Origin of the sequence: Limnohabitans sp. JirII-31, from assembly GCF_002778315.1 — a bacterium.
GTDB lineage: Bacteria > Pseudomonadota > Gammaproteobacteria > Burkholderiales > Burkholderiaceae_C > Limnohabitans.
Map to the genome: position 1 here is coordinate 51,726 of NZ_NESA01000015.1, position 13,685 is coordinate 65,410.

1 protein-coding gene is annotated in these 13,685 nt (G+C 58.8%); it reads left to right on the plus strand.

Annotated elements, in window-relative coordinates; translation table 11 throughout:
• Positions 1–103: 103 nt before the first annotated feature.
• Positions 104–13,685 (plus strand): VCBS domain-containing protein (locus B9Z41_RS15395; RefSeq protein WP_143474216.1); only part of this gene is annotated, 13,582 nt, incomplete at its 3' end.

The window sequence follows — 13,685 nt, forward strand, 5'->3', positions numbered from 1 at the left end:
ACGTCCTGTAACCAAAGTTATATGACTCTTGTTAATCTAGTTTTTAGTAATTTTGATGAATAAACTATTTATCACAAATACAGTAAAGCAATGAGGTTGCCACGTGGCCGAAGCCAATATCTCTACCAGCCAACAGGCCTTCGACGCGCAAGAGCTCGACAGCTTGAATGTTCAGCAGCAACTGGCTGAGCAGGGGGATTCTTCTGCGCCATCAGGCGGCCCCACCCAAAATCGGGTGGATACGCCCGTGGCAACGCCTGCTGCTGGCGTGCAAGACGGGCCGAGTTTGTTCTCTAAAGATCCGGTGCCAACGCACAACCAGGAAGACCTCAACAGCAGTGCCCGAGCGGCCGAGTCGAACGATTCACAAACCAGTGGCAGCAACAGTGACCGTTCGGGCCGCAGTGCCGATCTGGGTGGCGTGAACACCTTGGCAGGGCTGGCGGCACCAGTTGCCAATAACAATGTATTGCCCACAGGGCTTGTGGCAGGTGGCGCGGGCCCAGATGTGGCCGTTCAGCAAGGGACCGTGGCAGAAGCAGGTGGCATGAGAACGGGCCTTGCACAAGCGCAGGTGGCTCGCGCTGGCGTGACAGCCGGGTCAGGCGCTGCGAGTGTGACCAATGCAACAGCGGCCACCGTGACGGCTCCCAGCGTGACACCTGTCACACCCACGGTGACAGCGCCCACGGTGGCCAGTCCGGCCGAAGCCGTGGCGGCAGCTGCGGTGGTGCCTGTGGTCGCCCCAATCAGCAGTCCGACAGTGACCAATGCGGTGATCACGCCCACGCAGGTGTTTCAGCCCAACACAGCAGCCTTGTTGGTGACCCCGATCACTCCCACCAACACGGCTCCAGTGGTGACGGCTCCTTTGGTGGTGAGCACCATTGAAGACAGTGCAACTCTGCGCGTGGATGCTTTGCTCAATGCATCAGACCCAGATGCGGGCACTGTCTTGAGTGTGGTGAATTTGCCCAGCAGTTTGCCCAATGGCGTGACTTTCAACGCCAGCACCCACTCGTTTGTGATTGATCCCAGTCATGCGGCTTTTCAGTCGCTGGCGGCGGGACAACAACAAGTGATTCAAATTGATTACGGCGTCAGCGATGGCAGCTTGGTCACCCCGACGTCGGTGAAGCTAACCGTCACAGGTACCAACGATGCGGCAGTGATCACAGGCACAAGCACGGTTGGCTTGGTAGAGGCCAACAGCGCAGCAGCATTGAGCACCAAAGGTGTTTTGTCGGCCACAGACGTGGACGGCAGTGCTTCGTTTGTGGCGCAAAGCAATGTGGCGGGAAACAACGGTCATGGCCAGTTCAGCATCGGCACCGACGGTGTTTGGACCTACACGGCCAACAGCGCGCACAACGAGTTTGTGGGTGGCCAGACCTACACCGATAGCTTCACGGTGGCTACCGCAGACGGAACAACGCAGGTCATCACGGTGAGTATGACGGGTTCGAATGATGCTGCAGTCATCACCGGGACCAGCACCGCTAGCTTGACGCAGAGCACCACGGTTGCGTCGTTGAGTACCACGGGGTCGTTGTCTGCGACGGATGTGGACAGCAGTGCCGCCTTCGTTGCTCAGACTGGTGTTACTGGTAACAATGGCTACGGTCAATTCAGCATCGGCACCGACGGTGTTTGGACCTACACGGCCAACAGCGCGCACAACGAATTCGTTGGTGGCCAGACCTACACCGACAGCTTCACGGTGGCGACGGCAGACGGAACAAGTCAAGTGATCACGGTCAGCATGACGGGCAGCAACGATGCAGCGGTCATCACCGGAACCAGCACGGCCAGCTTGACGGAAATAAACGCAGCAGCATCCTTGAGCACCACAGGGTCACTGTCTGCAACAGACGTTGACAGCAACGCAGTCTTCGTTGCTCAGAGCAATGTGGCTGGGAATAACGGTTACGGTCAGTTCAGCATTGGCAGCGATGGTGCTTGGACGTACACGGCCAACAGCGCGCACAACGAGTTCGTCGGTGGACAGACCTACACCGACAGCTTCACGGTGGCGACGGCGGATGGCACGAGCCAAGTGATCACGGTGAGCATGACTGGATCGAATGACGCAGCAGTCATCACTGGAACCAGTACCGCTAGTCTCACCGAAACAAACGCAGCAGCCTCGCTCTCCACCACGGGCTCACTCTCGGCAACAGACGTCGACAGCAGTGCGGGGTTCGTCGCTCAGAGCACTGTGGCCGGTAACAACGGTTATGGTCAATTCAGCATTGGCACAGACGGCGCTTGGACCTACACCGCCAACAACGCACACAACGAGTTTGTGGGTGGTCAGACTTACACCGACAGCTTTACGGTGGCGACCGCGGATGGCACCTCGCAGGTCATTACCGTCAGCATGACGGGCAGCAACGATGCAGCGGTGATCACAGGCACCAGCACGGCAAGTCTCACCGAGACCAATGCAGCAACCTCGCTCTCAACCACAGGTACGTTGAGCGCCACCGACGTGGACAGTAGCGCCGCCTTCGTCGCTCAGACTGGTGTTGCAGGTAGCAACGGCTACGGTCAATTCAGCATTGGCACAGACGGCGCCTGGACGTACACCGCCAACAGCGCGCACAACGAGTTCGTCGGTGGGCAGACTTATACCGACAGCTTCACAGTCGCGACAGCCGATGGCACGAGCCAAGTGATCACGGTGAGCATGACGGGTTCGAACGACGCAGCAGTCATCACCGGAACCAGCACGGCCAGCTTGACGGAAACAAACGCAGCATCTTCCCTGAGCACCACGGGCTCACTGTCTGCAACAGACGTTGACAGCAGCGCAGCCTTTGTTGCGCAGACTGGTGTTGCTGGTAACAACGGCTACGGTCAATTCAGCATTGGTACTGACGGTCAGTGGACGTACACGGCCAACAGCGCGCACAACGAGTTCGTCGGTGGGCAGACTTATACCGACAGCTTCACAGTCGCGACAGCCGATGGCACGAGCCAAGTGATCACGGTGAGCATGACTGGATCGAATGACGCAGCAGTCATCACTGGAACCAGTACGGCCAGCTTGACAGAAACAAACGCAGCAGCTTCTTTGAGTACAACGGGTACGTTGTCAGCTACGGATGTAGATAGCAGCTCGGCCTTCGTTGCCCAGAGCAATGTGGCTGGGAATAACGGTTACGGCCAGTTCAGCATCGGTACCGACGGTCATTGGACCTACACGGCCAATAGTGCGCACAACGAATTCGTTGGCGGTCAGACTTACACCGACAGCTTCACGGTGGCGACGGCGGATGGCACCTCGCAGGTCATTACCGTCAGCATGACGGGCAGCAATGATGCAGCGGTCATCACCGGAACGAGTACGGCCAGCCTTACGGAAACAAACGCAGCAGCATCGCTCTCCACAACAGGCAGCTTGAGTGCCACGGACCTGGACAGCAGCGCCGCCTTCGTTGCCCAAAGCAACGTCGCTGGCAACAACGGTTATGGCCAATTCAGCATCGGTACAGACGGTGCCTGGACCTACACGGCCAACAGCGCGCACAACGAGTTTGTGGGTGGACAGACCTACACCGACAGCTTCACGGTAGCGACGGCGGATGGCACGAGCCAAGTGATCACGGTGAGCATGACTGGATCGAATGACGCTGCGGTCATCACAGGAACCAGTACGGCGAGCCTCACAGAAACAAATGCAGCGGCTTCTCTGAGCACCACTGGCTTACTATCTGCCACGGATGCGGACAGCAGAGCTTTGTTTGTCGCCCAAACAGCTGTGGCAGGCAGCAACGGTTATGGTCAATTCAGCATCGGAACCGACGGTGCCTGGACCTACACCGCCAACAGCGCGCACAACGAATTCGTCGGTGGTCAGACCTACACCGACAGTTTCACAGTCGCGACGGCCGATGGCACGAGCCAAGTGATCACCGTCAGCATGACGGGTTCGAACGATGCAGCGGTCATTACCGGAACTAGTACAGCTAGCCTGACGGAAACAAACTCAGCAGCTTCCCTGAGCACTACGGGCTCACTGTCTGCAACAGACGTTGACAGCAGCGCTGCCTTTGTTGCGCAGACTGGTGTTGCTGGTAACAACGGCTACGGTCAATTCAGCATCGGAACCGACGGCGCCTGGACCTACACGGCCAACAGTGCGCATAACGAGTTCGTCGGCGGTCAGACTTATACGGATAGCTTCACGGTGGCCACAGCGGATGGCACGACGCAGGTCATCACGGTGAGTATGACGGGTTCGAATGATGCTGCGGTGATCACGGGTACCAGCACTGCTAGCCTGACAGAAACAAACGCAGCAGCCTCGCTCTCTACAACCGGCACCCTCAGCGCGACGGATGTGGACAGCAGCGCAGCCTTCGTGGCGCAAACAGGCGTAGCCGGTAACAACGGCTACGGCCAGTTCAGCATCGGTACTGATGGTCAGTGGACCTACACCGCCAACAGCGCACAAAACGAGTTCGTGGGCGGACAGACCTACACCGACAGCTTCACGGTGGCGACAGCCGATGGCACCAGTCAAGTGATCACAGTCAGCATGACCGGCAGCAACGATGCGGCGGTCATCACCGGCACCAGCACCGCCAGCTTGACAGAAACAAACGCAGCAGCCTCGCTCTCCACCACAGGTTCACTTTCGGCAACAGACGTCGACAGCAGCGCCACCTTCGTTGCCCAGAGCAATGTGGCGGGTAACAACGGGTACGGTCAATTCAGCATCGGCGCCAATGGCGCTTGGACCTACACCGCCAACAACGTACACAACGAGTTTGTGGGGGGGCAGACCTACACCGACAGCTTCACGGTGGCGACCGCAGACGGAACAAGCCAAGTGATTACGGTGAGCATGACGGGCAGCAACGATGCAGCCGTCATCACGGGTATCAGCACGGCCAGCCTGACCGAGACCAATGCAGCAGCATCGCTTTCAACCACAGGTACGTTGAGTGCCACCGACGTCGACAGCAGCGCGGCGTTCGTCGCTCAGAGCAATGTGGCGGGCAGCAACGGCTACGGTCAATTCAGCATCGGTACTGACGGTCAGTGGACCTACACCGCCAACAGCGCACACAACGAGTTCGTGGGTGGACAGACCTACACCGACAGTTTCACGGTGACGACTGCCGATGGCACGACGCAGGTCGTCACCGTCAGTATGACGGGCAGCAACGACGCGGCAGTCATTACTGGAACCAGTACAGCCAGCTTGACCGAGACCAATGCAGCAGCCTCGCTCTCCACCACGGGCTTACTCTCGGCAACAGACGTGGACAGCAGTGCCGCCTTCGTCGCTCAAACTGCAGTAGCCGGAAGCAACGGCTACGGCCAGTTCAGCATCGGGACCGACGGCGCCTGGACGTACACCGCCAACAGCGCGCACAACGAGTTTGTGGGTGGCCAGACCTATACCGACAGCTTCACGGTGGCCACCGCAGATGGCACCAGCCAAGTGATCACTGTCAGCATGACCGGTTCGAACGACGCTGCGGTCATCACAGGAACCAGTACGGCCAGCTTGACCGAGACGAATGCAGCAGCCTCGCTCTCTACAACCGGCACCCTTAGCGCCACCGACGTGGACAGCAGCGCGGCCTTCGTCGCCCAGAGCAATGTGGCGGGCAGCAACGGGTACGGTCAATTCAGCATCGGTGCTGACGGTCAGTGGACCTACACCGCCAACAGTGCGCACAACGAGTTTGTCGGTGGTCAGACCTACACCGATAGCTTCACGGTGGCGACTGCCGATGGCACGACGCAGGTCATCACCATCAGCATGACGGGCAGCAATGAAACAGTAGTTTTTTCGGGCACGAGCAATGCGAGTTTGACGGAATCAAACAATGCAGCGTCCTTGAGTACCAGTGGCGCAGTTACTGCTTCTGATTTAAATGGAAATGTGCTGATCGTTGCTCAGAGCAATGTGGCGGGTAACAACGGCTACGGCCAGTTCAGCATCGGTACTGACGGCCAGTGGACCTATACGGCCAACAGTGCGCACAACGAGTTTGTCGGCGGACAGACCTACACCGACAGCTTCACGGTGGCTACCGCAGATGGCACCAGCCAAGTCATTACCGTCAGCATGACCGGCAGCAACGATGCGGCGGTCATCACCGGTACCAGCACAGCCAGCTTGACCGAGACGAATGCAGCAGCATCGCTCTCAACAACCGGCACCCTCAGCGCGACGGACGTGGACAGCAGCGCTGCCTTCGTTGCTCAGAGCAATGTGTCGGGCAACAACGGCTACGGCCAGTTCAGCATCGGTACTGACGGCCAGTGGACCTATACGGCCAACAGTGCGCACAACGAGTTTGTGGGTGGTCAGACTTACACCGACAGCTTCACGGTAGCCACCGCAGACGGAACCAGTCAAGTCATCACCGTCAGCATGACGGGTTCGAATGATGCAGCCGTCATTACTGGAACCAGCACGGCAAGTTTGACCGAGACCAACAGTGCAGCCTCTTTGAGTACAACGGGTTCGTTGTCTGTGACAGACGTCGACAGCAGCGCAGCCTTCGTGGCGCAAACAGGCGTAGCCGGTAACAACGGCTACGGCCAGTTCAGCATCGGCACCAACGGCGCCTGGACGTACACCGCCAATAGCGCACACAACGAGTTTGTGGGTGGACAGACCTACACCGACAGCTTCACGGTGGCTACCGCAGACGGAACAACGCAGGTCATCACGGTGAGTATGACGGGTTCGAATGATGCTGCGGTGATCACGGGTACCAGCACTGCCAGCCTGACAGAAACAAACGCAGCAGCCTCGCTCTCTACAACCGGCACCCTCAGCGCGACGGATGTGGACAGCAGCGCAGCCTTCGTTGCCCAGAGCAATGTGGCGGGTAACAACAGTTACGGCCAGTTCAGCATCGATGCTGACGGTCAGTGGACGTACACCGCCAACAGTGCGCACAACGAGTTCGTGGGTGGACAGACCTACACCGACAGCTTCACGGTGGCAACAGCCGATGGCACCAGCCAAGTGATCACCGTCAGCATGACCGGCAGCAACGACGCAGCAGTGATCACAGGCACCAGCACAGCCAGCTTGACTGAGACCAACAGTCCATCCTCTTTGAGTACAACGGGTTCGTTGTCTGCGACTGATGTCGACAGCAGCGCAGCCTTCGTGGCGCAAACAGGGGTAGCCGGCAGCAACGGCTACGGTCAGTTCAGCATTGGCACAAACGGCGCCTGGACCTACACCGCTAACAGTGCGCACAACGAGTTCGTGAGCGGCCAGAGCTACACCGATAGCTTCACGGTGGCCACCGCAGATGGCACCAGCCAAGTGATCACAGTCAGCATGACGGGTTCGAACGATGCAGCAGTCATCACCGGGACCAGCACGGCAAGTCTCACCGAGACCAATGCAGCAACCTCGCTCTCAACCACAGGTACGTTGAGCGCCACCGACGTGGACAGTAGCGCCGCCTTCGTCGCTCAGACTGGTGTTGCAGGTAGCAACGGCTACGGTCAATTCAGCATCGGGGCTGACGGCGCCTGGACGTACACAGCCAACAGTGCGCACAACGAGTTTGTCGGTGGACAGACCTACACCGACAGCTTCACGGTGGCGACTGCCGATGGCACGACGCAGGTCATCACCGTCAGCATGACCGGCAGCAACGATGCGGCGGTGATCACCGGCACCAGCACAGCCAGCTTGACAGAAACAAACGCAGCAGCATCGCTCTCCACCACAGGTTCACTCTCGGCAACAGACGTGGACAGCAGCGCGGCCTTCGTAGCTCAAACAGGCGTAGCCGGCAGCAACGGCTACGGCCAGTTCAGCATCGGTACTGACGGTCAGTGGACCTACACGGCCAACAGCGCGCACAACGAGTTTGTGGGTGGCCAGACCTACACCGACAGCTTCACAGTCGCGACAGCAGACGGCACCTCGCAGGTCATTACCGTCAGCATGACCGGTTCGAACGACGCTGCGGTCATCACAGGAACCAGTACGGCCAGCTTGACGGAAACAAATACAGCAGCTTCCCTGAGCACCACAGGCTCACTCTCTGCAACAGACGTCGACAGCAGCGCAGCCTTCGTTGCCCAGAGCAATGTCGCTGGCAACAACGGCTATGGTCAGTTCAGTATCGGCGCCGATGGTGCCTGGACCTACACGGCCAACAGCGCGCACAACGAGTTCGTGGGTGGTCAGACCTACACCGACAGCTTCACGGTGGCGACGGCGGATGGCACCAGCCAAGTGATCACGGTCAGTATGACCGGCAGCAATGATGCAGCGGTCATCACCGGAACCAGCACGGCCAGCTTGACGGAAACAAACGCAGCACCTTCGCTCTCGACAACCGGTTCGCTCAGCGCCACCGATGTAGACAGCAGCTCGGCCTTCGTTGCTCAGACTGGTGTTGCTGGTAACAATGGCTACGGTCAGTTCAGCATCAGTACAGACGGTGCCTGGACCTACACCGCCAACAGTGCGCACAACGAGTTCGTCGGTGGTCAGACTTATACCGACAGCTTTACTGTGGCAACAGCGGATGGCACTATGCAGGTCATCACGGTGAGCATGACGGGCAGCAATGATGCAGCAGTCATCACCGGAACCAGTACAGCTAGCCTGACTGAAACAAACGCCGCCGCTTCATTGAGCACAACTGGTACTTTGAGCGCTACAGACGTAGATAGCAGCGCCGCCTTCGTCGCCCAGACTGGTGTTGCAGGTAGCAACGGTTACGGCCAGTTCAGCATCGGTACCGATGGCGCCTGGACGTACACGGCAAACAGCGCGCACAACGAATTCGTCGGCGGTCAGACTTATACCGACAGCTTTACAGTCGCGACTGCAGAAGGAACAAGTCAAGTGATCACCGTCACGATGACCGGCAGCAACGATGCTGCGGTGATCACCGGTATCAGTACAGCAAGCTTGACCGAGACCAACAGCGCAGCCTCGCTCTCCACAACAGGCAGCTTGAGTGCTACCGATGTAGACAGTAGTGCAGCCTTTGTTGCGCAGAGCAATGTGGCCGGTAACAACGGCTACGGTCAATTCAGCATCGGTACAGACGGTTCCTGGACCTACACGGCCAACAGTGCTCACAACGAGTTTGTCGGTGGTCAGACCTACACCGATAGCTTCACGGTGGCGACAGCTGACGGAACAAGTCAAGTGATCACCGTCACGATGACCGGTACGAACGATGCTGCGGTGATCACCGGCACCAGCACGGCAAGTCTCACCGAAACAAACGCAGCAGCTTCTTTGAGCACAACTGGTACTTTGAGCGCTACAGATGTGGATGGCAGCGCTGCCTTTGTGGCGCAGACTGGAGTGGCCGGTAACAACGGTTACGGCCAGTTCAGCATCGGAACCGATGGCGCCTGGACGTACACGGCCAACAGTGCGCACAACGAGTTCGTCGGTGGACAGACCTACACCGACAGCTTTACGGTGGCGACAGCCGATGGCACGACGCAGGTCATTACCGTCAGCATGACGGGCAGCAACGACGCAGCAGTGATCACAGGCACCAGCACGGCAAGTTTGACCGAGACCAACAGTGCAGTCTCTTTGAGTACAACGGGTTCGTTGTCTGCGACAGACGTCGACAGCAGCGCAGCTTTCGTGGCGCAAACAGGCGTAGCCGGTAACAACGGCTACGGCCAGTTCAGCATCGGTGCTGACGGTGCCTGGACTTACACCGCCAACAGTGCGCACAACGAGTTTATCGGTGGACAGACCTACACCGACAGTTTCACGGTGGCCACAGCCGATGGCACCAGTCAAGTCATCACCGTCAGCATGACCGGCAGCAACGATGCGGCGGTGATCACAGGCACCAGTACGGCCAGCTTGACCGAGACCAACAGCGCAACGTCGCTCTCCACCACAGGTACGTTGAGCGCTACCGACGTGGACAGCAGCGCAGCCTTCGTTGCCCAGAGCAATGTGGCGGGTAACAACGGCTACGGCCAGTTCAGCATCGGAACCGACGGTGCCTGGACCTACACCGCCAACAGTGCGCACAACGAGTTCGTCGGTGGCCAGACCTACACCGACAGCTTCACAGTGGCTACCGCAGATGGCACCAGCCAAGTCATCACCGTCAGCATGACGGGCAGCAACGATGCCGCAGTCATCACAGGAACCAGTACCGCTAGCCTGACAGAAACAAATGCCGCAGCGTCGCTCTCAACAACAGGCAGCTTGAGTGCCACCGATGTGGACAGCAGCGCAGCCTTCGTGGCTCAGACTGGTGTTGCAGGTAACAACGGCTACGGTCAGTTCAGCATCGGTACAGACGGTGCCTGGACCTACACTGCCAACAACGCCCACAACGAGTTTGTGGGTGGACAGACCTACACCGACAGCTTCACGGTGGCGACGGCGGATGGCACGAGCCAAGTGATCACAGTCAGCATGACGGGTTCGAACGACGCAGCTGTCATCACGGGAACCAGCACCGCCAGCCTCACTGAGACCAACAGCGCTGCGTCGCTCTCCACAACAGGCAGCTTGAGTGCCACGGACGTGGACAGCAGCGCAGCCTTTGTTGCGCAGACTGGTGTCGCAGGCAACAACGGCTACGGTCAATTCAGCATCGGAACCGATGGCGCCTGGACGTACACGGCCAACAGTGCGCACAACGAGTTCGTCGGTGGACAGACCTACACCGACAGCTTTACGGTGGCGACGGCGGATGCCACGAGCCAAGTGATCACGGTGAGCATGACCGGCAGCAACGATGCAGCGGTCATCACCGGAACGAGTACGGCCAGCCTGACGGAAACAAACGCAGCCTCTTTGAGTACAACGGGTTCGTTGTCTGCGACGGACGTGGACAGCAGCGCTGCCTTCGTTGCTCAGAGCAATGTGTCGGGCAACAACGGCTACGGCCAGTTCAGCATCGGTACTGACGGTCAGTGGACGTACACCGCCAACAGCGCGCACAACGAGTTCGTGGGTGGTCAGACCTACACCGATAGCTTCACAGTCGCGACAGCCGATGGCACGAGCCAAGTGATCACGGTCAGCATGACGGGTTCGAACGACGCTGCGGTGATCACCGGAACCAGTACAGCTAGCCTGACTGAGACCAACAGCGCAGCGTCGCTCTCCACAACCGGGACACTCAGTGCCACTGACGTTGACAGTAGCGCCGCCTTCGTTGCTCAGAGCAATGTGGCTGGGAATAACGGTTACGGTCAGTTCAGTATCGGCGCAGATGGTGCCTGGACCTACACGGCCAACAGCGCGCACAACGAGTTCGTCGGTGGTCAGACCTACACCGATAGCTTCACAGTCGCGACAGCCGATGGCACGAGCCAAGTGATCACGGTCGGCATGACGGGTTCGAACGACGCTGCGGTGATCACCGGAACCAGTACAGCTAGCCTGACTGAGACCAACAGCGCAGCGTCGCTCTCCACAACCGGGACACTCAGTGCCACTGACGTTGACAGTAGCGCCGCCTTCGTTGCTCAGAGCAATGTGGCTGGGAATAACGGTTACGGTCAGTTCAGTATCGGCGCAGATGGTGCCTGGACCTACACGGCCAACAGCGCGCACAACGAGTTCGTCGGTGGTCAGACCTACACCGATAGCTTCACAGTCGCGACAGCCGATGGCACGAGCCAAGTGATCACGGTCGGCATGACGGGTTCGAACGACGCTGCGGTGATCACCGGAACCAGTACAGCTAGCCTGACTGAGACCAACAGCGCAGCGTCGCTCTCCACAACCGGGACACTCAGTGCCACTGACGTTGACAGTAGCGCCGCCTTCGTTGCTCAGAGTAATGTGGCTGGGAATAACGGCTACGGCCAGTTCAGCATCGGTGCTGACGGTGCCTGGACTTACACCGCCAACAGTGCGCACAACGAGTTTATCGGTGGACAGACCTACACCGACAGTTTCACGGTGGCCACAGCCGATGGCACCAGTCAAGTCATCACCGTCAGCATGACCGGCAGCAACGATGCGGCGGTGATCACAGGCACCAGTACGGCCAGCTTGACCGAGACCAACAGCGCAACGTCGCTCTCCACCACAGGTACGTTGAGCGCTACCGACGTGGACAGCAGCGCAGCCTTCGTTGCCCAGAGCAATGTGGCGGGTAACAACGGCTACGGCCAGTTCAGCATCGGAACCGACGGTGCCTGGACCTACACCGCCAACAGTGCGCACAACGAGTTCGTCGGTGGCCAGACCTACACCGACAGCTTCACAGTGGCTACCGCAGATGGCACGAGCCAAGTGATCACGGTGAGCATGACTGGATCGAATGACGCTGCGGTCATCACAGGAACCAGTACGGCGAGCCTCACAGAAACAAATGCAGCGGCTTCTCTGAGCACCACTGGCTTACTATCTGCCACGGATGCGGACAGCAGAGCTTTGTTTGTCGCCCAAACAGCTGTGGCAGGCAGCAACGGTTATGGTCAATTCAGCATCGGAACCGACGGTGCCTGGACCTACACCGCCAACAGCGCGCACAACGAATTCGTCGGTGGTCAGACCTACACCGACAGTTTCACAGTCGCGACGGCCGATGGCACGAGCCAAGTGATCACCGTCAGCATGACGGGTTCGAACGATGCAGCGGTCATTACCGGAACTAGTACAGCTAGCCTGACGGAAACAAACTCAGCAGCTTCCCTGAGCACTACGGGCTCACTGTCTGCAACAGACGTTGACAGCAGCGCTGCCTTTGTTGCGCAGACTGGTGTTGCTGGTAACAACGGCTACGGTCAATTCAGCATCGGAACCGACGGCGCCTGGACCTACACGGCCAACAGTGCTCACAACGAGTTCGTGGGTGGTCAGACCTACACCGACAGCTTCACGGTCGCAACGGCAGACGGAACAAGCCAAGTCATCACCGTTAGCATGACGGGCAGTAACGACGCGGCAGTCATTACTGGAACCAGCACGGCAAGTCTCACCGAGACCAATGCAGCAGCTTCTTTGAGTACGACGGGTAGCTTGAGCGCTACAGACATCGATAGCAGCGCAGCCTTCGTCGCTCAGAGCAATGTGTCGGGTAACAACGGCTACGGTCAATTCAGTATCGGTGCTGACGGTGCCTGGACTTACACCGCCAACAGCGCACACAACGAGTTTGTCGGCGGACAGACCTACACCGACAGTTTCACGGTGGCCACAGCCGATGGCACCAGTCAAGTCATCACCGTCAGCATGACTGGCAGCAACGATGCGGCGGTGATCACTGGAACCAGCACGGCAAGTCTCACCGAGACCAATGCAGCAGCGTCGCTCTCTACAACCGGCACCCTCAGCGCCACCGACGTCGACAGCAGCGCAGCCTTCGTTGCCCAGAGCAATGTGGCGGGTAACAACGGCTACGGCCAGTTCAGCATCGGAACCGATGGTGCCTGGACCTACACGGCCAACAGCGCGCACAACGAGTTTGTGGGTGGACAGACCTACACCGATAGCTTCACGGTAGCAACCGCAGACGGAACAAGCCAAGTCATCACCGTCAGCATGACTGGCAGCAACGACGCGGCAGTCATTACTGGAACCAGTACAGCCAGCTTGACTGAGACCAATGCAGCAGCCTCGCTCTCAACAACCGGCACCCTCAGCGCCACCGACGTGGACAGTAGCGCAGCCTTCGTTGCCCAGACCAATGTGGCGGGTAACAACGGCTATGGTCAATTCAGCATCG